The organism is Sphingobacterium ginsenosidimutans (genome assembly GCF_039536865.1).
GTDB classification, from domain to species: Bacteria; Bacteroidota; Bacteroidia; order Sphingobacteriales; family Sphingobacteriaceae; genus Sphingobacterium; species Sphingobacterium detergens.
The window spans coordinates 247,368-269,138 of record NZ_BAAAZK010000006.1; the positions used below are offsets into that span (position 1 = coordinate 247,368).

General features: G+C 38.5%; 24 protein-coding genes. 10 read left to right on the forward strand and 14 right to left on the reverse strand.

The genetic code is table 11. The features are described from left to right. Positions 1 to 277 precede the first annotated feature (277 nt). Positions 278 to 3,151, reverse strand: coding sequence for an aminomethyl-transferring glycine dehydrogenase (gene gcvP, locus ABFX33_RS11615; RefSeq protein ID WP_346086207.1), 2,874 nt, complete (start codon positions 3,149 to 3,151; stop codon positions 278 to 280). Positions 3,152 to 3,708: 557 nt separating this feature from the next. Between gcvP and ctlX the strand changes: the two genes are divergently transcribed. Beyond that, positions 3,709 to 4,662, forward strand: coding sequence for a citrulline utilization hydrolase CtlX (gene ctlX / locus ABFX33_RS11620; protein WP_120261243.1), 954 nt, complete (start codon positions 3,709 to 3,711; stop codon positions 4,660 to 4,662). A gap of 159 nt (positions 4,663 to 4,821) precedes the next feature. On the opposite strand, the gene ABFX33_RS11625 is transcribed toward ctlX, so the two are convergent. The 7 genes from ABFX33_RS11625 to rpmB form a co-directional block, all read right to left on the reverse strand. Beyond that, positions 4,822 to 8,001, reverse strand: coding sequence for a TonB-dependent receptor (locus ABFX33_RS11625; RefSeq protein ID WP_346086208.1), 3,180 nt, complete (start codon positions 7,999 to 8,001; stop codon positions 4,822 to 4,824). 188 nt (positions 8,002 to 8,189) lie between these two features. Beyond that, on the reverse strand, positions 8,190 to 9,779 hold the full coding sequence (gene bshC, locus ABFX33_RS11630) for a bacillithiol biosynthesis cysteine-adding enzyme BshC (protein WP_346086209.1): 1,590 nt from the start codon (positions 9,777 to 9,779) through the stop codon (positions 8,190 to 8,192). A gap of 323 nt (positions 9,780 to 10,102) precedes the next feature. Beyond that, complete coding sequence (gene rimO, locus ABFX33_RS11635) at positions 10,103 to 11,440, reverse strand: 30S ribosomal protein S12 methylthiotransferase RimO (RefSeq protein ID WP_346086210.1); 1,338 nt, start codon at positions 11,438 to 11,440, stop codon at positions 10,103 to 10,105. A 145-nt stretch (positions 11,441 to 11,585) separates the two neighbouring features. Then, positions 11,586 to 12,548: a signal recognition particle-docking protein FtsY gene (ftsY, locus tag ABFX33_RS11640; RefSeq protein ID WP_120261247.1), complete on the reverse strand. Its 963-nt coding sequence runs from the start codon at positions 12,546 to 12,548 to the stop codon at positions 11,586 to 11,588. 134 nt (positions 12,549 to 12,682) lie between these two features. Then, on the reverse strand, positions 12,683 to 12,850 hold the full coding sequence (locus ABFX33_RS11645; protein ID WP_257095943.1) for a DUF4295 domain-containing protein: 168 nt from the start codon (positions 12,848 to 12,850) through the stop codon (positions 12,683 to 12,685). Positions 12,851 to 12,904: 54 nt separating this feature from the next. Then, a complete protein-coding gene (gene rpmG / locus ABFX33_RS11650) occupies positions 12,905 to 13,087 on the reverse strand; it encodes a 50S ribosomal protein L33 (protein WP_002998409.1) in 183 nt (60 codons plus the stop codon). 76 nt (positions 13,088 to 13,163) lie between these two features. After that, positions 13,164 to 13,397 carry a 50S ribosomal protein L28 gene (gene rpmB / locus ABFX33_RS11655; protein WP_046672597.1) on the reverse strand — a complete coding sequence of 78 codons (234 nt, stop codon included), beginning with the start codon at positions 13,395 to 13,397 and terminating at the stop codon, positions 13,164 to 13,166. Positions 13,398 to 13,615: 218 nt separating this feature from the next. Between rpmB and ABFX33_RS11660 the strand changes: the two genes are divergently transcribed. From ABFX33_RS11660 to ABFX33_RS11670, 3 genes are all read left to right on the forward strand, one after another. After that, on the forward strand, positions 13,616 to 13,882 hold the full coding sequence (locus ABFX33_RS11660; protein ID WP_120261249.1) for a signal peptidase: 267 nt from the start codon (positions 13,616 to 13,618) through the stop codon (positions 13,880 to 13,882). Continuing rightward, positions 13,866 to 14,588, forward strand: coding sequence for a DNA repair protein RecO (gene recO / locus ABFX33_RS11665; RefSeq protein WP_346086211.1), 723 nt, complete (start codon positions 13,866 to 13,868; stop codon positions 14,586 to 14,588). Before ABFX33_RS11660 ends, recO begins: the two co-directional genes overlap by 17 nt. Before the next feature lie 262 nt (positions 14,589 to 14,850). Continuing rightward, positions 14,851 to 15,339: a DUF805 domain-containing protein gene (locus ABFX33_RS11670; protein WP_346086212.1), complete on the forward strand. Its 489-nt coding sequence runs from the start codon at positions 14,851 to 14,853 to the stop codon at positions 15,337 to 15,339. A gap of 110 nt (positions 15,340 to 15,449) precedes the next feature. On the opposite strand, the gene ABFX33_RS11675 is transcribed toward ABFX33_RS11670, so the two are convergent. Both ABFX33_RS11675 and ABFX33_RS11680 read right to left on the reverse strand, forming a co-directional pair. After that, positions 15,450 to 15,653 (reverse strand): quinol oxidase subunit 4, encoded by a 204-nt coding sequence (locus ABFX33_RS11675; protein ID WP_120261252.1) that lies wholly within the window; start codon positions 15,651 to 15,653, stop codon positions 15,450 to 15,452. A gap of 116 nt (positions 15,654 to 15,769) precedes the next feature. Beyond that, complete coding sequence (locus tag ABFX33_RS11680; protein WP_046672593.1) at positions 15,770 to 15,961, reverse strand: cold-shock protein; 192 nt, start codon at positions 15,959 to 15,961, stop codon at positions 15,770 to 15,772. Between the two features lie 162 nt (positions 15,962 to 16,123). Here ABFX33_RS11680 and ABFX33_RS11685 point away from each other — a divergent pair, with 162 nt between their 5' ends. From ABFX33_RS11685 to gcvT, 6 genes are all read left to right on the forward strand, one after another. Continuing rightward, on the forward strand, positions 16,124 to 16,840 hold the full coding sequence (locus ABFX33_RS11685; protein WP_259185410.1) for an SIMPL domain-containing protein: 717 nt from the start codon (positions 16,124 to 16,126) through the stop codon (positions 16,838 to 16,840). A gap of 2 nt (positions 16,841 to 16,842) precedes the next feature. After that, entirely contained in the window at positions 16,843 to 17,340 is a 498-nt protein-coding gene (locus tag ABFX33_RS11690) for a DUF4112 domain-containing protein (protein ID WP_257095955.1), read from the forward strand. A 146-nt stretch (positions 17,341 to 17,486) separates the two neighbouring features. Continuing rightward, on the forward strand, positions 17,487 to 17,855 hold the full coding sequence (locus ABFX33_RS11695; RefSeq protein ID WP_120261255.1) for a DUF4359 domain-containing protein: 369 nt from the start codon (positions 17,487 to 17,489) through the stop codon (positions 17,853 to 17,855). 1 nt (position 17,856) lies between these two features. Next, complete coding sequence (locus tag ABFX33_RS11700; protein WP_120261256.1) at positions 17,857 to 18,549, forward strand: pseudouridine synthase; 693 nt, start codon at positions 17,857 to 17,859, stop codon at positions 18,547 to 18,549. Next, positions 18,543 to 19,361, forward strand: coding sequence for a DUF6929 family protein (locus ABFX33_RS11705; protein WP_346086213.1), 819 nt, complete (start codon positions 18,543 to 18,545; stop codon positions 19,359 to 19,361). Before ABFX33_RS11700 ends, ABFX33_RS11705 begins: the two co-directional genes overlap by 7 nt. An 80-nt stretch (positions 19,362 to 19,441) precedes the next feature. Then, positions 19,442 to 20,524: a glycine cleavage system aminomethyltransferase GcvT gene (gcvT, locus tag ABFX33_RS11710; RefSeq protein ID WP_120261258.1), complete on the forward strand. Its 1,083-nt coding sequence runs from the start codon at positions 19,442 to 19,444 to the stop codon at positions 20,522 to 20,524. 83 nt (positions 20,525 to 20,607) lie between these two features. Here the strand turns inward: gcvT and ABFX33_RS11715 are convergent, their stop codons facing one another. From ABFX33_RS11715 to ABFX33_RS11730, 4 genes are all read right to left on the reverse strand, one after another. Continuing rightward, positions 20,608 to 20,850, reverse strand: coding sequence for a DUF6358 family protein (locus ABFX33_RS11715; RefSeq protein ID WP_120261259.1), 243 nt, complete (start codon positions 20,848 to 20,850; stop codon positions 20,608 to 20,610). Position 20,851: 1 nt separating this feature from the next. Further along, entirely contained in the window at positions 20,852 to 21,148 is a 297-nt protein-coding gene (locus tag ABFX33_RS11720) for a PLDc N-terminal domain-containing protein (protein WP_346086214.1), read from the reverse strand. A 1-nt stretch (position 21,149) separates the two neighbouring features. Then, positions 21,150 to 21,464 (reverse strand): rhodanese-like domain-containing protein, encoded by a 315-nt coding sequence (locus tag ABFX33_RS11725; RefSeq protein WP_223584073.1) that lies wholly within the window; start codon positions 21,462 to 21,464, stop codon positions 21,150 to 21,152. A 154-nt stretch (positions 21,465 to 21,618) separates the two neighbouring features. Beyond that, positions 21,619 to 21,741 carry a hypothetical protein gene (locus ABFX33_RS11730; RefSeq protein WP_257095966.1) on the reverse strand — a complete coding sequence of 41 codons (123 nt, stop codon included), beginning with the start codon at positions 21,739 to 21,741 and terminating at the stop codon, positions 21,619 to 21,621. Between the last annotated feature and the right edge of the window lie 30 nt (positions 21,742 to 21,771).

Here is a 21,771-nt window from a genome sequence, read left to right on the forward strand (position 1 = left end):
TGGGGATCATCATACTTATATACTCTTTGGTATCTATCCTATTGGTTTATAAAGGCTTCATTTAAACCCCTTAAATATTGCCCAGACTCCTGCAAATAATCTCGTCTGGATTAAACCTTTTACAGTATAATGCTTTATTTGCCTAGCCCCAATTCGTCTCACGCTAAAAGTCAATATATTTTGTATAACAAAAATATAATGACCGTTTCTAAATTCTCCGTAAAAATTAAAGCCCCTCCGATGTGGAGAGGCTTTAAGCATATTATTTTTAAGACTATTACGCCTCGGCATATTCTTCGATAGAAGGACATGAGCAGATCAATGTACGGTCTCCCTGAGAGTCGTTTACACGACCTACAGAAGGCCAAAACTTACGCTCTCTTACGTACTCCAACGGATAAGCCGCAGTTTGACGACTGTAAGGTCTATCCCACTCATCTGCAGTAACGACTGCTGCTGTATGTGGAGCATGCTTCAACACGTTATTTGCTTGTTCTACTTCACCGGATTCAACCGCAGCAATCTCCTGACGAATGGCAACTAATGCATCACAAAAACGATCCAATTCAGCTTTAGATTCAGACTCTGTTGGTTCAACCATCAGGGTTCCCGCAACAGGGAAAGAAACTGTTGGTGCATGGAAACCGTAGTCCATCAAACGTTTTGCGATATCAGCAACTTCGATACCTACATTTTTGAATCCACGGCAATCTAAGATCATCTCATGCGCACAACGACCATTGCTACCAGAATAAAGTACTGGGTAGGCATTCTCCAAACGCGCTTTAATATAGTTTGCATTCAATATTGCTGTACGTGTAGCATTAGTCAACCCTTCACCACCCATCATCGAAATATAAGCGTGGGAGATAATCAGGATTGATGCTGAGCCAAATGGTGCAGCCGAAACAGCAGTAATTCCTTCTTCTCCTGAAGTAGAAACAACTTGATGGTTTGGCAAGAAAGGTACCAAGTGTTTAGCAACACCGATCGGCCCCATACCTGGACCACCACCACCATGTGGAATACAGAACGTTTTATGCAAGTTTAAGTGGCAAACGTCAGCACCAATATGGCCCGGACTAGTCAAACCTACCTGTGCATTCATGTTTGCTCCATCCATATATACCTGACCACCATTGGCGTGAATGATTTCACAAACTTCAATGATAGATTCCTCAAATACACCATGTGTAGATGGGTAAGTTACCATTAAAGAGTTCAGGTGAGCAGCATGCTCTTCAGCTTTTGCTCTTAAATCTGGGATATCAATATTTCCAAGTTCATCACATTTCACTACCACCACTTTCAGACCAGCCATTGAAGCTGATGCAGGGTTTGTACCGTGTGCAGAAGCTGGAATCAAACAGATGTTACGGCCATGATCGCCGCGGCTCTCATGATAAGCACGGATAACCATTAGACCTGCATATTCACCTTGCGCTCCTGAATTTGGCTGGAAGCTCATTTTAGCAAAACCTGTGATCTCTGATAACCAATCGTTCAATTCACCGATCATCTGCATGTAACCCGAAGTTTGATCTGTTGGTGCAAATGGATGTAATCCACCAAATCTCGCCCAGGTAACTGGAGTCATTTCAGCTGTCGCATTCAGCTTCATTGTACATGAACCCAATGGGATCATAGAATGACACAACGATAAATCTTTCGCCTCCAACGATTTAATATAGCGTAACATTTCATGTTCAGAATGGTAGCTATTAAAGTTTGGATGAGTTAAGTAAGCTGAGGTACGAACCAATTCCGCAGGAATCGAAGAGCTTAAGTTTTCTTCTAGCGTATCGAAATCTACATCGTTCAATGTTTTGCCTTGAATTTTTGCAAACACTTTTACGATCGTTTTGATATCCTCATATGTTGTTGTTTCATCGATAGCGATAGAAACTTGTGAACCGTTGTAGTAGAAGTTCAATTCATTGTTCAACGCTTCAGATTTCAAAGCGCCAGCATGTCCACCTAAATCTACACGTAATGTATCAAAGTAAGCGTTATTCAATTGAGTATAACCCAAAGACTGTAAAGCTTGATCCAATAAATTTGCTAAAGCATTGATACGGGATGCAATATTTTTGATTCCTTCTGGACCATGGTAAACAGCGTAGAAAGAGGCCATAATAGCCAATAAAGCTTGCGCAGTACAGATATTCGAAGATGCTTTATCACGACGGATATGTTGCTCACGAGTTTGTAAAGCCATACGTAAAGCGTACTTTCCATTTGAATCAGAAGTTACACCAATGATACGTCCGGGAATATTACGTTTGAAGCTATCACGTGTAGCGAAGAATGCTGCATGAGGACCACCGAATCCCATTGGTACACCAAAACGTTGTGAGTTACCAACAACAACATCTGCCCCCCATTCTCCCGGAGGAGTCAACAAGGCTAAACTCATTAGATCCGCAGCCGCACATACTGTAATATTTTTACCGTGTGCAGCGTCAGCAAATGATTTGTAATCAATGATTGATCCGTCCGCTGCTGGGTATTGTACAAATGCAGCAAAAACATCATCTGTCAATTCTGATTCTTGAATAGCTGTAATTTTCAGCTCGATACCGAAAGAAAGCGCACGCGTCTTTAATACGTCGATCGTCTGTGGATAAGCATTTTCAGAAACCAAGAATACATTTGCATCTTTGTTTTTACGTGCTGAGTAAAGCATAAACATGGCTTCAGCAGCAGCTGTAGCTTCATCCAACAATGAAGCGTTTGCAATTTCCAATCCAGTAAAATCAGAAATAACGGTCTGGAAGTTTAACAGTGCCTGTAAACGACCTTGTGCAATTTCTGCTTGGTAAGGCGTATATTGTGTATACCATCCTGGGTTTTCAAACACATTACGTTGAATTACACCTGGAAGGATCACGTCATAGTAACCTTGACCAATAAAAGATTTAAAAACTTTATTTTTCTCTGCGATTTCCGCTATCCGCTTTAAATAAGCAACCTCAGACAATGCTTTTGGAAGATTTAAAGGTTTTGGAGCGCGGATTTGAGAAGGGACCGTTTGGTCAATTAGCTGGTCAATTGACGATACGCCCAATTTGGCCAACATTTCATTCGCTTCAACTGGACTTGGGCCATTGTGGCGACTTTCGAATTTTTCTTGGAAGTGTATATTGCTCATGTGTGCAAAAAGTTAACGCTTATAGACAGTTAGCGACATAATAATTAGGTAATTAACTCTCTTATAAACAGTCGTTTTTTGGATGAGCAAAGATAGTAAAATAAATGACTGAAAACGAAGCAAAAAAGTGTATAAAAAGTCAGTTTTAAGTACAAGCGAATGTGCAATCGATTGTCCTCACTACATTAAAATTAAAATAAAAACAACCAATAACTATCAGATTTAAAAATGTACTAATCAATCCTGAAATAAATTGACACAATGACAAAAAACAAAAGATTATACTACTATTTTTCAACCACCATTTTTTCTTTTTAAAGATATTCTTTTTGCAATGGCGCTGATTTTTCAATACATTAGTATAAGTACCAATTGTAAAGTGATTGCTGACACAAAGACTATTATTCAAAACGAATGTCAGGCATATTCTGGGATACGCTGATTCGCTCAAAAATATCGAAACCAAACACTGTCTCTTTCATACAATAGGCTCATTTAAGTAAGAATATCATTTCTTTTTTAACAAATATAAACCAGCGAAGTAACGATTATAAATCATGAGAAAACAGGTAACAGACAGCGTACTTCTAGTAAGACCCTCTGTCTTCCGCAAAAATGAACAGACCGCAGTCAATAATTTTTTCCAAAAGGATATTGAAAATCTAAGCGGCGAAGACGTAAATAGAGAAGCACAAGGTGAATTTGATGCCCTTGTCAACGAATTGAAATCACATGGTATTTTAGTGACCGTCATTCAAGACGATGAAAAATCCGAAAGCCCAGACAGTATATTTCCGAACAATATTGTCTCTTTCCATCAGGATGGTAAAATTATCTTTTATCCGATGTTTGCCCCCAACCGTCGAAAAGAACATTTATTAGACTTTGAGGGGCCATTGAAGCAAAATGGTTATTATGTAAAGTTGATTAAAGACCTAAGCGAGTCCGAAAATAATCGACAATATTTAGAAGGAACAGGTGCTCTTGTACTAGATCGTACACATCGTATTGCTTATTGTGCCCTGTCTGAACGAGCAGATCGAGCCATGTTGGACGAGTACTGTAAAACGGAAAATTACACCCCTGTTGTCTTTCATGCATTTCAGACAGTCCATGGCGAACGTAGACCTATCTACCATACCAACGTGGTATTGGCTGTGGGAGAAGATTTTGCAATTTTATGCCCCACTGCGATTGATAATGCATCTGAGCGTGATGCACTACTAAAGAAATTAAAAGAAACAGGTAAGGAAATCATCGAGATCAACGAAAATCAACTGGAAAATTTTGCGGCAAATTGCCTTCAGGTGAGAAATAAATATGGAAATCGCTTTATTGTCCTAAGTGATAAAGCTTTGTCCTCATTGACACTGTACCAAACGGCACAATTGGAAAAACATGGCAAAATCATTCATCAAGATTTACATGTCATTGAAACCTGTGGTGGAGGCAGTGTCCGTCATATGATGGCTGAGGTATTCCTGCCAAAAGAAAAAGTGATGAATGCTTAGGCATTCATCACTTTTATAGATAATCAAATGGGAAAGGACCAAATTCTTACTGAATTTTGGTCCTTTCCCATTTGATTTAATGAATTTTTAAAATTTTATTTTGAGCCATTTATCAAAATCGACTTTTGTGACAGCTCCTTATCCTTTTTCTAAAACATATTAAAAAGAATAACGTAATCCCAGCTGGAATTGGTATGGGTTACCAGATGGAGTAACGATACCTGAATTGTTTACATTGTAATTAAACTGTTGCTTTGCAACATCAAAGGGGATCAACTTTTCCCCAGCAGCATCTTTCCCACCTAAAGCATACAGATTTTGATTGCCTAGAGACTCATTTACACCCCAAGTTTTCTTAAACAAGTTGGCAACGTTGAAAAGATCCCCTGATATTTCCAGAGCATGGTTTTTATATAAATTGAATTTTTTAGCAATCCGAAGGTCAATCAAACCATAAAAACCATTCACTCCACCATTACGGTCTGCTATTTTACCCTGATATTTCTTAATATAATCTTTAAGGCTCTGACTCGCTTCTGGGTTATTCAACAGATTATTCAGCCCGGTAACCAGCTGTTTTGAAGTATTGGAATTATTCGGGTCAAAAATATAGGCCAGATCATTGTCTCCGGCAACAAAGTCTCCATTGATATTTCCGCCGGCGAGCAAACTATACCGTGTACCTCCGATACCTGAGTAGCGAACGCCGACACTGACACCATAAAACGTTGGCAAAGTTCCGTAAATAACAATCTTATTACGGAATTGATTGTTCGAATAGCTCATCTTGCTTAAATCACGAGGATCATCTTTCACAGCTAAGGATAAAGTCGCCGTATTGGCTACATTTCCGTTGAAGGAGGTATTGTCTTTTGCATCATTCCACGTATAGCTAACCGATATCGTTCCATCCTTGTAATACTGATAACTTGCGTCAAATACGACAGCAAATTGGTTGACTTTCCCCTCAGAATTCAATTCTAAAACTCGACCAAACTTATCGGAAATCCTTCCTTTTTTCCAATCCGGAGCTCCATCGACGATGGATGCGGCAGGAACGAATACGCCTCTATTATCTTCATTTGCAAGTCTAAAGAAAGGATCTTTCACCATATTACGGTCGACATACATATAATTATTGCGTCCCAAATTCATATATCCGGAAAGACTTGCCTTCAGCTTTTCTGTGAAAAAGTGTGTATAAGATACATTAGCCTTATACACGACCGGAATTTTGGCATCGGGACCATAAGTATTGATGGTCGGGACCTGAAACTGGGCTAAAGTAGGTGTGGATGACGGATCCTTTCTGTAGTCGACAAAATTTGGTGTAGGTACATCCGCACCGCGAACATCAACAGTAGCAAAATGCTTTCCATCAAAAGTAAGGTTATTGATCGTCATATAATTATTGATATCCGATGCAAATATACCTGCGCCCACTCGAAAGAAATCTTTTCTTTCTTCGTTCACATCCCAGGTCATTTGGAAACGCGGCTGCACCACAAAAGACTTGAGTTTATGATCTGTACGGACACCAACTTCTTTTAACAATTCTTCATTCAGAGGAGAAGTAGGATAATGTCCGTAATCCAATCGCAAACCGGCAACCAAGTCTAATCCCTGCGCTAACTTGGTTTGCAATTGTCCATACACACCGGCATTGAATATTTTACCGACCACAGCCGGATCACTCATCAAAGGAACTTCACGATAGTAAGCATATGGTTTCATGTCGTCAAAGTTCTGCATAGCCGTCTTTCCATCACTTGGTCTAAAGTGGAAGCGACCATTAACCTCACTTCCGTAAATGGAATTTGCATGGGTATACATCAGGTCCACACCAAAAGTGTAATTGATATTATCCGTACTGTAATAGATATTATCAACAAGCTGAAATACATTATTTTTAAAAGATTCCTGCGCAAAACGATGCCCTCCCAATTGCAATGTGGTCTTTTTATCTTCCCCTGCAACTTTGGATACCGCATCTTCCACAATTGCACGAGGAATATTCTGACCAGGTAAAAGGTCTCCGGGACTACTTTTCTGATAGGTATAGAGATGTTGTACTTTTAACTCATTGGTTACCTTAGGGGAAATGGTGGTACGCAAAGTAGCCAATAGGCTATTATCAATATTCTTATCGTTCCCGTAAGATTCATATAAAGTAATTGGCTTGTTGTCTTGCAGCCCCAGCTTATTGTTATCACTTGTAAAGTTATTACGGATTGTCAATAAGTTTTTATCATTGATCTGCCAGTCAATACGTCCAAAAATCGCGTCAGAACCTCTTTTTTTATCGAAAGCACCATATTGGCGTTCGTTCCCCAATCCGTACTTTTTCCGCCCGATATTGACAAATTCATCTAATGTTGCGTTTGTAACATTAAATCGTTTTTCATCGGCTTCAGAGTTAATATCAGCAATAATCAGAGGACGGGAGTCCTGCTGATGATCCCAGGCAACAAAATAATGAAGTTTGTCTTTTATAATGGGACCCCCCAAAGTAAAGCCATATTGATAAGTGGAAAAATCGTTGCTCCGTTTGTTTCCCCGAATATCATATGGGCTGGACAACCAGTCTGCTCGAGAATATAACCAGGCACTACCCTGCGTTTTATTTGTTCCCTGTTTGGTCACAGCACTGACCGTTCCGCCACCTGCTCTTCCATAGGTTACATCATACTGGTTTGTCACCACTTTAAATTCACGAACGGCTTCGATAGAGATGGAATAGGGAGCACCACTCCGACTTGTTGTCGAACCCGCAGAGGTTGGGTTTTTCGCGTTCATACCATCTATCGTAAAATTGGTAGAAGACCCTAACTGACCACCAATATTATCGCCTTTGCTTAACGGAGACAGATCCATTAAAGACGTAAAGTTACGACCATTGACAGGTAGTTTTGCGATATCCCGAGCTGTCACCGCAGTTGCAGCACCAAGGTTCTCAATTTTATTTTTCAATGTACTTACTCCTGTGAGCTCAACCGTTTCCAATACGTTAGATGCATTTTGAATCGGAATATTCAAGCGAATCATATCGCCCTGGTTTAGTGTAAAGCCCGAACGAATCTGTTCGCCATAACCAATAAAGGTAACTTTGATAATGTATGGTCCTCCGAGTGGAAGTTCCTTAAAATTGAAATCGCCATTGGCGTTGGTCGATGTTTTGGTGGTAAAACCTGTAGACTCGTTACGAACCTCTACTGAAGCCCCTTGAACCCCTTTGTTATTCTCGTCCGTAATCTTTCCGGAAAATCCTGCTTGGGTTGTTTGCGCATACAAACCTGTTCCTATCGCAATGGCACAAGTCGTAAGTAATATTTCTTTCATTTAGTTGTTGGTTGTAATACGGCAACAAAACTACTTCGATCGTATTAACAGAAGCTAAACGAAATATTATGAAATTATAAACAAAGCATCATAAAACATTATATAAAAAAAATAACGAAGCAAAAATCAAAGTTTCTTCCTCCTGCTTGGTCCGATATTCATAAAAAAAGTCAGTAAAATACTGACTTTTAATATAAGATTGTGAATTTGAAATCTAAGGGATTAAAGTATTTATAGAGATCTCTAAAAAGGTTATCACCATATTTTACATACAACAAGGCAAAATTTTCAGATCGCTCTTGTAATCCTCCTCCGGGAAAGAGCTTCTCCTTTACGTTATCAATATCTGCCAATGCATGCTGATGGTTTCGTTTTTCGGCTTTCATCAACTTTTTCTCTAGATTGTTCATCGCCTTTTTCAAACGAGCTTTTATCGCCTCGGTGCTAGGTCCTAGACTAGGATCAATTTTGTGTGTACGTAACCTTATCTTTCCAAAGATCGCATTCAGTTCCATCCATTCATCATTCAGATTCAATCTTTCCTTCGTATGACGACGCACATACTCTTTCTTCAAAACCTCCGCAGGGCGAAAAATGCTTTTGAAGGTTAGATCGACACGAAAAAGCTTGGCGGCCACGTTATCTTCGGTAATCATGGCTGAATTTCGCGGAATTAAGATCGGAAAATCTATTTGGTACTGATCAAAATTAGATTTTAATTGCATCCAATAGACCATCTCAGCACCACCACCAATATAGGCCAAATTAGGAAGGATAATTTCCTGATACATTGGGCGCATCACCACATTTGGACTAAAACGTTCAGGATGGGCATTTATTTCTCTTTCCAGCTCTTCCTTGGTAAAATATATATTTTGATGCAAAACCTCATATCGGCCGTCTGCGGCCAGAACCAAACGTTCTCTAAATTCATCGGTCAGATAGAAGAAATTGATCTCCCGGGCATGTACCTGTGTAGAAAACCCTTTCGCTTCCAGTTCTTTCGATCTGTCTGTAATGGCCTTAAAACTATTTTCGGATAAAATATCCGTTTTGATAATCGGCTTAAATAACTCCTTCAGTTCTTTATCATCTGCATCAATAATCAAAAGACCATAGGATTTAAAAAGTTCGTTCACCATATAACGCGTCGCATCTGCCAACCTTTTGTGTTTCAGATAAGCTTGCTCTACAATACGTGTAAGCTTAGCAGAATTGTCTGAAAGCCCAAGAATATTGGTGTATTGCTTTACTACATCGACAATGGAGGTGGTATCCATACGTCCTGTAGCGGATACCGCAGGTGTCTCCCATGCGATTTTCTTTCCGTAGACCTTGGTATGATTAATTTCTTCAAAATCATGATCTTCAGTCGCCATCCAATATACCGGGATAAAGTTTTTGTCCGGATGTTTGACCCGCAGATCCTCTGACAGACGTATCGCTGTCATAATCTTAAATATAAAGTATAATGGCCCTGTAAAGATATTCAGTTGATGGCCTGTGGTAATCGTATAGGTATTCTCCTGCAACAACAAATCTATATTTGCAGCTACTGTGGGAGAATCCTGCAACAATGTCGCATATTGAGCTTTTACGCGTTCCACAAGAATGCTGCGGTGGCCAAAATGCCTTTTTTTGTGCAATTGCTTCTCAAAACCGTCAAATGTAGGCCAGTGTCCAACAAACGGTTTCAGCGCCTCGTCATGAGCCAGGTAGGCTAGCAATGTTTTGGAGAAACTGTTTGTCTCACTATATTCGATATAAGTTGCTTTCATATATGCTTATTGTACGATATACAAATGTATTTAGTTTGAGCAGACAAAATACTGATTTTTAATAAAAAGCTCATTCCACTTTTAAATTATATCATTCTATTGACAAATGTCCAACTGAAACCGCTATCATTTCACAAACACCAACAACTATGAAAATCGACGAAAGATTCTTTCTAACCAATAAACTGGGCATAGCGAGCTCTTTAATACCTCAATGAAAAAATACAAATCAAATAAAAAAGCAATTTCAAAAAAAGAGCCTCCCTATATCTAGGAGGCTCTTCTGTATACTATCTTCATGAGCACCGCGGGTCAATCAAGTATTATTTTCTAACAATCTCGCCGTAGAGATCGAAATCCTCCGCGCGATCTATTTTTACCTGAACAAAATCTCCGATCCGTGCATAGGAATCAGCTGCCGAAATCAGCACCTCATTATCCACTTCTGGGGAATCATATTCTGTTCGTCCGATAAAATAATCTCCGTCCACACGATCCACAAGCACTTTATAGGTATTACCTACTTTAGATTGATTAATCTCATAAGAAATGCCTTGTTGAACCTCCATAATCGCTTCAACACGTTCTTCTTTTACTTCTTGTGGCACATTGTCCGCCAAGGTGTGTGCGTGCGTCTTCTCCTCATGTGAATAAGTAAAACAGCCCAAACGGTCAAAACGGGTTTCCTCTACCCATTCCAACATCTCCTGAAAATCTTGTTCGGTCTCGTCTGGATATCCACAGATTAGTGTTGTTCGCAATGCGATATTCGGTACTTTGTCGCGAATGGCATTGACAAGATCAATCTGCTTTTGTTTCGTCGTCCCTCTACGCATAGACTTCAACATCGGGTCAGAGATATGCTGCAATGGCATATCCAGATAATTACAAATATTTGAACGCTCATTCATTGCATCCAAAATATCCATAGGAAAACCAGAAGGATAAGCATACTGCAAACGGATCCATTCGATACCATCCACATCTGATAAATGGCGCATCAAATCAGAAAGATTACGTTTACCGTAGATATCCAGTCCATAATAGGTTAAATCCTGAGCAATTAAAATCAACTCCTTGGTGCCATTTGACGCCAAAAATTTAGCTTCTTTAACCAAATCATCAATTGATTTGGAAACATGCTTACCACGCATTAAAGGTATTGCACAGAATGAACATGGGCGGTTACAACCTTCGGCGATCTTAAAATAAGAAAAGTGGGAAGGAGTGGTCAATAAGCGTTCACCCAGTAATTCATGGCGATAGTCTGCTCCGATAGAAGAAAGCAAATCAGGCAGATCATTTGTCCCAAAATAGGCATCCACACTCGGAATTTCAGCCTGCAATTCGGGTTTATAACGTTCCGAAAGACATCCAGTAACAATCACCTTATTGATCTTACCTTGATCCTTTAATTCCGAATATTGCAAAATCGCATCAATAGATTCCTGTTTGGCGTTGTCAATAAATCCGCAGGTATTAATGACAACAATATCATTCTCCTGTATATTTGAGGCTTCATGGACCACCTCCATCTGATTACCTTTCAACTGGCCCATCAGCACTTCACTATCGTGAATATTTTTCGAACAGCCCAAAGTAACCACGTTCACACGGGGTTTATTGATCAAAGGGACAGATTTCGTATATTTTGTCTTCATATGATTAGAAGGGTTTGTCGAGAAACAAAAGGAACACTTGACTAAGGAAACCAGGTATTAATATGTTCACCTATGTTCTTAATCTATTCATTAATCATTCCCGGTAAAGAATGAAAGCCTTATTTCTGACAATTGTTTTAGTATTCTATTTGAAAAGGGAGTCTACAAACTCCTTTTTGTTAAATAATTGGAGATCGCCTATTTTCTCACCCACACCGATGTATTTCACGGGGATTTTGAACTGATCGGATATCCCGATAACAACACCGCCTTTGGCTGTTCCATCCAATTTTGTCAGTGCCAAAGCGTTTACATCTGTCGCTTGTGTGAATTGCGTACATTGTTCTATCGCATTCTGACCTGTCGAAGCATCTAAGACCAGTAAAATTTCATGCGGAGCGCCGGGAACAACTTTTTGCATGACATTTTTAATTTTGGTCAATTCATTCATTAAACCAACCTTATTATGTAGGCGACCGGCAGTATCAATAATACAGACATCTTCACCATTCGCTACAGCAGATTTAATGGTATCATAGGCTACCGAAGCGGGATCTGAACCCATTGCCTGTGCCACAACGCGCACATCAACACGTTCACCCCAGAGTTTAAGCTGATCTACAGCCGCCGCACGAAACGTATCCGCCGCCCCCAAAACCACTTTACTTCCACCCTGTTTAAGTTGATGGGCAAGTTTACCGATTGTGGTGGTCTTGCCAACACCGTTCACCCCAACAACCATAATTACATAAGGTTTATGATCCCCGTAATTAAAGTTTTCAAAATCTGAGCTATTATTCTCTGCCAGTAATGTCTGAATCTCTTCTTTCAGTAAATTGTTCAGCTCCGATGTGGACACATATTTATCTCTGGCAACACGCGCCTGTATACGGTCGATGATTTTTAAAGTCGTTGTAACCCCGACATCAGAAGTAACCAAAACCTCTTCCAGATTATCAAGCACATCGTCATCCACAGTCGATTTACCGACTACAGCTTTCGTTATCTTGGAAAGAAATCCTTCTTTTGTTTTTTCCAAACCTTTATCTAAGGCTTGTTCTTCTTCTTGTGTTTGTGGTTTTTTCTTAAAAAAATCAAATAATCCCATGGAGTGTTTAGTGAAAATTGATGTCCAAATATAAACAAATGTCCTCAACAAAAAAAGCCCTTTCGGTAGGATACCAAAACGGCTATTTTTATCGAATTCTTTTTAAAGAAAAACTTTAAAAAAGGAAAATGCTACTAGTTATTTTTTTGAGCTTCTGCAACTACGTCTTTCACTTTATCGTTGTGAATCATACCTTCTTTGAAAGTATACGCGCCAGTTTTCGCAGATTTAGTAGTAACAATAACCTTTGTAAATTCTTTACCGCCACCTTTTTGTAACGATGCAACTGCTTTCTTTGCCATGGTATTTTAAATATTTTTACTCAGCCCTCTATTGCAAGTGCTAAGATGGGTGAATTACTTAATTTCTTTATGAACAGTAACTTTTCTCAATACTGGGTTGAATTTTTTCAACTCTAAACGCTCAGTTGTGTTCTTTTTGTTTTTAGTAGTGATGTAACGAGACATTCCCGGAAGACCACTTTCTTTGTGTTCAGTACATTCTAAGATAACTTGTACTCTATTTCCTTTTTTAGCCATTGTTTTACTTTATTTTGATCCTAATATAGGATTGAAATTCATGAATAATCTTAATGTAACAGGCGATAAATCAATATTAAATTGATCCTTTAACGATAAATTTATTGATCGCAGCTGTGATACCGTTCTTGTTGATAGTCTTGATAGCAGAAGTAGATACTTTCAACGTAATCCAACGATCTTCTTCTGGAATGTAAAAACGTTTAGTTTGTAAATTTGGATAGAATTTACGTTTAGTTTTAACGTTTGAGTGAGAAACGTTATTTCCTGTTAACGCTGCTTTGCCTGTTAAATCACAAATTCTTGACATGATATTATCTTTTTTGTTGTCTTTATTACAATATGTTAATCCTTTGCACTCTCTGCAAAGAGTTTGCAAATATCTATATTTTTTTTTAGATAAGCAACAACATTATGGGAATTATTTTTAAAAATAGTTCTACACAGGAATGGTATGGGCAAAAATAAAGCATTTTATTGTATTATATTTGCTCTGTAAAGAAAAATAGTTTTCAACAATTCACATTTATGAACAAATATCTTCGCAAGGGTCTAAGAGAAATAATCATTGGTGTATTATTGGTTATCCTCGGTTATTACCTCATGGAACAACGATCCAACTGGTATAAGCTAGCAATGCTCGTTGGAGTGATTACCTTCAGCATTGGTTTCCTTACATTAATTTATAGAATGATTCGAAAAGTGGACCGTAATGCGATTATCGAGATGCGTGGAGAGGCTCATAAAGAGGATATTCATAAAAAAGATAAGGAAGAAGATGCTGAACAAAACTAGGGGTATCGTCTTAAAAACAACAAATTATTCGGAAAGCAGTCTCGTTGCGCAAATATATACCGAATCCTTTGGCATGCAATCTTATCTCATTACTGGCGCACGTAAACCAAAGGCAAAAATCAAAGCCAATATCTTACAACCTTTACATCTGTTGGAAATTATAGCAACACACAAGGATAATGGTTCACTACAGCGCATCTCGGAAGCTCGCCAAACTCCGGTATTGCAAGAAATACCTTACGATATTATAAAAAGCTCACTGGCGCTCTTCTTAAATGAAATCTTGTATAAAGTATTGAAAGAACAGGAGAGTGACCCTTATTTATTTGAATTCATCCATCAGTCTATCCGGTGGTTAGATGAAACCCATTTAAATCTGGCCAATTTTCATCTGGTATTTCTAATCAAACTGACACGCTTTCTTGGCTTTTATCCGGCCGCATCCAAACAGGCTCTGCCCTATTTTAACCTACACGAGGCGACATTTTCAAACAGTCTCCCCGAACACCCCCTTGTGCTCCAGGAACCACATACTTCAATTTTCCGGGATTTAATAACAGCAGAATACTCAAATTGTGATCATATCAAAATGTCCAGTACAGACCGACAATTTTTATTGGAAAAGCTACTGGATTTCTACCGTCTCCACCGCACAAATTTCAAGGAGATAAAATCGCTTTATATACTTGAAGAGATCTTTCGGTAGTGCTTAGTGCTGTGACCCAATCCCAAATTACAGCAAGCAAAACCTCCATGTACTGCCGTCACTGGCTAATAGGATGCACGAACTATATGCTATAAATGAAAAGGTCTTTTCATCCCCCTATTTATTCAACAATGAAATTGAACAACGATACATTCCATAATAATTGTTTTATCAGATAAATTATTGGTACATTTATTGTAACAGAATTGTAATAACATTGATTTACTAACACATATTTTTCACCTAAAAATCTTAAAATTATATGGAAATTAAAGATTGGTTTTTGAAAGTCGTAAGGGATAATTATGCAAATTTCAACGGCCGCGCCCGTCGCAAAGAGTACTGGATGTTCTTTTTGGCAAACGTTATCATTGGGGTTGTATTCGGAATACTCGGACAAATCGCAAGTTTATTTTCTTACATCTCCTATCTTGTAAGCTTAGCTTTACTGATTCCAGGTATCGCTGTTGGAGTACGGAGGCTACATGATACAAATAAATCGGGTTGGTTTTTATTATTGGGCCTTATCCCATTAGTCAATTTATACTTGATTTATCTGATGGTTATTGAGGGTGACAAGGGACCCAATCAATACGGTCCCGATCCAAAAGCGGAGGAAAATGGAGCAAGTCATCCATTCAATCAAGCCCAAGATCCATTTGGCTCTTCGCAACCAAAGGATCCATTTGGAAGTTCACAAGCACCTACTTCATCTTCAACTCCTCCTCCGGATAATGATCCATTCGCATAGATTATTCTGAATAAGAAAAAAGAGCTTTCATTTAATAAATGAAAGCTCTTTTTTCTTATTCACTTTTTGTTGATTGCGGAATTTTCTGCAAAAGCGAAAAATCCCTGAGATCAATGTTTATGTTTCTTTTTCTTTTGTTGTCCAGGAGCAAAATCTTTTGCTGATTGTTCTCCATAATATTTTTTTGCCTGACCAGGGGGCATTCCCTTCGATCCACCTTTGTGCCTATGCCCATGCCCATGATGCGTGGAATAACATGCAGACATCGAAATTGCCACCACAACAGAAAGGATCAATACTAAAGTACGTTTCATGTTAAACTATATATTTGATACATGTCAATACAATTATCAGTCCAAAACATTTGCTCAATAAAAAAGCCTATGCTGATGGCATAGGCTTTTTCACAATAAATATATCTTGAATCTAATTAGATAACTCTTACATTTACCGCATTAAGACCTTTACGGCCTTGTTCAACTTCGTAAGATACATTGTCATTCTCACGAACTTTGTCAACTAATCCAGAAACGTGAACAAAAATTTCGCTCTCGCCTGAATTAGGGATGATGAAACCGAAACCTTTGGTCTCATTAAAGAATTTTACTTTACCTTCTTGCATGGCACTATTTTATTAATTTCCCTAAAGGTATAGAAATAAAATTAAAAATCTTAACGTTTTTATTTTTTTTATGCGTTAAACTTTTTTGTCTACTTTGGCTCCAATCTTGTAGCAATGCGACAATAGCAATCGTATTATTATAAAACTTTAAGATAGTAAAACATGAAAAAAATATTATTAGGACTGGCTTTTTTAGGTTTGATGACAAAACTAAACGCTCAACAAATGGTAAATAAAGAATTTGTATCCACAGTGGGTCGCGCAGAAGAAGAAGTGACTCCAGACATCATCTATATAGATGTTACACTAAAAGAGTTTTATGACAATGGAAACACCAAGAAAAAGGTTGCTATCGACAAATTAGAAAAAGACTTATTTGACTCGGCAACAAAAGCTGGTATTAAAAAAGAAGATTTTACGATCCAGAATATCTGGAGTTACAATACACCAGAAAAAAAGAAAAAGGATACGGATATCTTACTTTCTAGACAATACCGCATTAAAGTAACGAACTTAAACAACTTAGATCAATTGTTGGATGGGGTTGATAAAGCAGGTATTCAAAGCACTTACATCAGTGAATATGATTATTCGAAGAAAAAAGAGCTAGAAAAGACCTTAAAAACGAAGGCTGTATTGGATGCGAAAGCGAATGCGCAAATTCTTGCCGAAGCAGCAGGACAAAAAATTGGTAAAGCGATCGTGCTTTCTGAGACACCGCAACAAATTATCTTTGGTGTTCAACCAATGATGCGTAATGCAATGTTTAAAGGCGCCATGGCTGAAGCAGCAGACGATGCTGGTGGAAATGGCCTTGATTTAAATATCAGACCAATGAAAGTGACCAGCGAAATCAGCGCTTCTTTCGAACTATTATAATCATGCATAGAGAATTATCTCCAGAAGATAAGAAGAAACAAATAGACCAAGATTTCGGTTGGATCAACCGAATATCTTGGTTAATGGATAATCAATTCAAGATTGGCAATTTCCGGTTCGGATTGGATCCAATCTTGAATCTGATTCCTTTGGGCGGTGCTATCGCCGGCTTTGGCACATCGCTGGTTCTGGTCATCGCTATGTGGCGAAATGGAGCTAGCCCCAAGTTAGTCATCCGTATGCTACTCAATATCACCCTTGATGCGATCTTAGGAAGCATCCCCTTTCTAGGTAACATCTTCGATTTCTATAGCAAAGCCAATGAAAAGAATATCAAACTTTTACGCGAGCACTATTATGAGGGTCGACACAAAGGCTCGGGCATCGGTATTGTCCTAACGGTCATATTGATACTATTTATCTTAATAGGAGGCACTTGTTACCTGATCTGGATTTTCTTTTCCTGGGCATTTTCCTTGCTAAATGGGATTTCTTTTTAAGATCCAGCCTTTTTTACTCCTCTCGCCGTCCACAACAAATCCCCTCATGCAAAAACAATTGTGCATATCTAATATCTATTTAATAATTTTGATAGCGATATATGCTGTTTTGACCTGATCTATCAACACTAATTTTAGCATTAAAAATGAGTAAAAAAAGAATATTTGCCCTACTTCTAGTTGTCATCATGCTGGCGGCCATCCTGACAAACCCAAGCAAAGAGGAACATGAGAAAATTGTACGTGCAAAAGCCGAACAATTATTGAAAAGCCAGCTTCATGCAAAAGACCAAGCCTTTTTTGGATTGGGCATGCAACTGTTTGGAAACAAATTAGTCGATGATTTTGTCCAAAATTCTGTTGTTGTGGACAATTACTACCTCTTTTCCCTCACCAAGATCAAATGGCAAGGTAAAGAACAGATCATAGGTGGTGGTGCATTTAAACAGATTTGGTTGAGTCCCAAGATTGATGAAAAAGCAGATGAAATCATTGCTGCATTGAAAAAGATCTAATATGTCCTTAGAAATTCTTTACGAAGACGAATCCATTGTAGCGATTAATAAGCCACATGGTCTATTAGTGCATCGCTCATCCATTGCGCGTGATACATCCGAATTCGCCCTTCAACTCTTACGTGATCAATTAGGGAAAACGGTATATCCGGCACATCGCTTAGATCGTAAAACTGGAGGTGTCCTTCTGTTTTCATTAAATAAAGAAACGGATCAATACTTACAAAAAAGCTTTCAGGAACATCAAATAGACAAAAAGTACCTCGCCATACTGAGAGGCTTCGCCCCTGAAGAAGGGTTGATTGATTATCCATTGAAAAAAGAAAATGGCACCATACAGGAGGCCCAGACATCGTTCAGGTTGCTAGCTAAAAGTGAACTGGATATTCCTTTCGGAAAATTCCCGACCTCGCGTTACAGTCTTGTTGAAGCCAATCCACTTACTGGCCGCATGCATCAATTGCGACGTCACTTTGCGCATATCTTTTATCCCATTATCGGTGACCGTCCACATGGCTGTAATAAGCAAAATAAATTCTGGAAAGAGAACTACCAGATGGATACCATGCTACTGCATGCCTCTGAATTAACCTTCAAACATCCCCTTTCGGGTGAAACTGTTCATGTAAAAGCAGCAATCCAGTCCGATTTCCAGAAAGTCCTTGGAATCTTAAACATACACGAATTATGTTAAAATTAATTCTCGAAGCATTTATCAGCATATCGGGCATCGCGGCAGCATCTGGGATTGTCTACAACAATGATGAGCTTCATATAGTCTCGGACAATAGCAATTACCTGTATAGCTATAACCTCGCTCAGCAACACTTATCCAAAACAATCTTATTGGAAGCTGAGCCCATGGAAAATATAAGCAAAGCGAATAAAATGGACCTTGAATCTATTACATTCGATGGCAATCGTTATTATCTCTATGGCTCAGGGTCAACTGAAAAAAGAAACAATCGCTTTATCTGGGACGGAAAAAAGGTCATACAGGAAGACTATAGCAAGATCTATACGCATTTTATGCAGAAATTTGGGATAAGCAAGGAGGACTTTAACATAGAAGGTGTAGTACATATTGATGACCGGATATTGTTTTTCAATAGAGGGAATGGCCCCAAAGGCATCAATGCTGTTTTAGAATATAACAGTAAGGCTGAAGATAAATATCGGTATACTCCTATTGAATTACCCAAGTTAAATGGGATCAGTACTGGTTTTTCCGATGCGACAGTTGTTGGTGATGACATTTATTTTATCGCAACTGCAGAAGATGCAAAATCGACCTATCTCGATGGGGAAATCGCAGGATCTTTACTTGGCAAAATATCTGCAGATCTGTCTTCCAAACCGGAAGTATTTCAAATACCCGAAAATCACAAGTTTGAGGGAATCACCCTTAAGGAGAAAACCGACAACGGCTTAATTTTCTTACTCTGCGAAGATGCTGATACAGAAGATGCTGAACTAACTGTGTATTCGTTGAAAGTAACGAATTAAATCGTTTGTTCTAAAATAGAATCAAAGCTAGGAATCACGTATATTTTATTAAATTTGCAACTGATTAAAACTTAATTTTTATGTTAAAAAATACTGCCCTTTCGGAGACACACATTGCTTTAGGAGCAAAGATGGTTCCCTTCGCAGGCTTCAACATGCCAGTGCAATATACTGGTATCAATGATGAGCACGAAACAGTTCGTACAGGTGTAGGAGTTTTTGATGTAAGCCACATGGGCGAATTCATCCTTAAAGGTGAAAAAGCCTTGGACCTTCTTCAAAAAATCTCTTCCAACGATGTATCGAAATTATATGACGGCAAAGTTCAATATGCTTATATTCCGAATGAAACGGGCGGTGTTGTAGACGATTTTCTAACATACCGTATAGACGATAACACCTATTTTTTGGTTGTCAATGCGTCCAATATTGAGAAAGACTGGAACTGGATTTCCAAATACAATACTGATGGTGTAGAAATGAAAAATATTTCTGACCAGACTTCTTTATTTGCCGTTCAGGGACCTAAAGCAGCCGATGCTTTACAATCGTTGACAGATATCGAGCTTGCACCAATGGAATATTACACCTTTGCTAAAGGTACTTTTGCGGGAGTAGATAACGTATTGGTATCGGCAACCGGATATACTGGTGCAGGTGGTTTCGAAATTTATGTTGCCAATGAAGATGCGCAGAAAGTTTGGGATGCTATTTTTGAAGCCGGAAAAGCTTACGGAATTAAACCTATCGGATTGGGTGCTCGTGATACATTACGTCTAGAAATGGGTTTCTGCCTTTATGGAAATGATATCGACGACAATACATCTCCTTTAGAGGCTGGCTTAGGTTGGGTAACGAAGTTTACAAAAGACTTTGTAAACTCCGCAGCGCTTAAAGCTGAAAAAGAAGCTGGGCTTAAAAAGAAACTAGTTGGTTTTGAAATGATCGACAGAGGTATTCCGCGTCATGATTATGAAATCGTAGATGCTGATGGCAATGTAATCGGTCGGGTTACTTCGGGAACACAATCTCCGACATTGAAAAAATCGGTAGGTTTGGGTTACGTAGATACTGCATTCGCAAAAGACGGTACAGATATCTTTATCCATATCCGTAATCAAAAAGTTAAAGCTAAGGTAACGAAACCTCCATTTGTCAAATAAGAATAGGTGTAGGCGATATAAAAAAGAGCAGAAGACTATCGTTTTCTGCTCTTTTTGTATATGATAAGTAAGAAACTCCGCTCTTATTTACTTTTTCCTTTCGCTTGCTTAGCAGCATATTCCTGTTTTTTTTCACGATCCTTTTCTTGGATAACAACTTTTATCCGCTTGCTTAAAACGACCTTAAGGTAAATCAGGACGACCAAAAATGCGATAGACAATCCTGTCACCAACATATTTCCGGCTTTATACCCTTCAAATCCACAATACGCCAAAAATACAATGGCCAAGTTCAATACAATATTCAGTATAAAATATTTTGTCATATTACTTTTTTGTTAATCCCAATACACGCGGTCGCCACACAAAGAAATAGAAAATTCCGCCGATAATATTAAGCAGTACAATAGCCAGTGCCATCAACATCCGCTCACCATTGGAAATAGTCCTGGAAAGCATAATTTCCCGCAAGGCCAATATCACCCATAAGAGGGACAATAAAATAGAGAGACTACCTAATACAGGGAAGACCCCTAAGTTTAAGAGCCGAGTTAATAGGGCTACGATATAAAAAGCAAGACTAAACAAGAAAGCTTGTTTAGTCTGATGCTCCAAGTTTTTCATATTAATAAACGTCTAACTCTGGATCGATTTCCTCTTTCCAGGCCAAGATACCGCCTTTTAAATTTGCTAGATTATCAAATCCTTGTTGCTCCAACAACATAATTGCCTGTGCTGAACGTTTTCCAGAACGACATTGAACGATAACTGGTTTATCCTTCGCAATCTTATCGGACTCGATCAAAATTCCCGAAAGTGGAATATTTAAACCTTCCAAATTTGAAACTTCATATTCAAATGACTCACGCACATCAATCAATTGAAAATCTTCGTTATTATCGATCTTGCTCTTTAATTCTTGTACAGATACTTCTTTCATTGTCAAATAATTTATACCCAAACTTAGATAAATTAGTTTTGATATCCAATTTAATTGTGTCGCATATAAAAACGAATTTATCGATCTCTCCTCTACCCTTGAGAATCTTTAATATAGAGGAAATATACTACATTTTTTTCTGAATTGTCTTTCTTCAAAGGCCATCAAGAACTTTCATGCCTGTTGCCAATTCAATGGCAGCCACGAAAGTTTTATTGAAAGCATATTTTCCCGGACTCATTAACATCTCCATTTCAACTGTCATGACCTTTAGCATAAAGATGATATGGGTTTATGCTAAGGCACT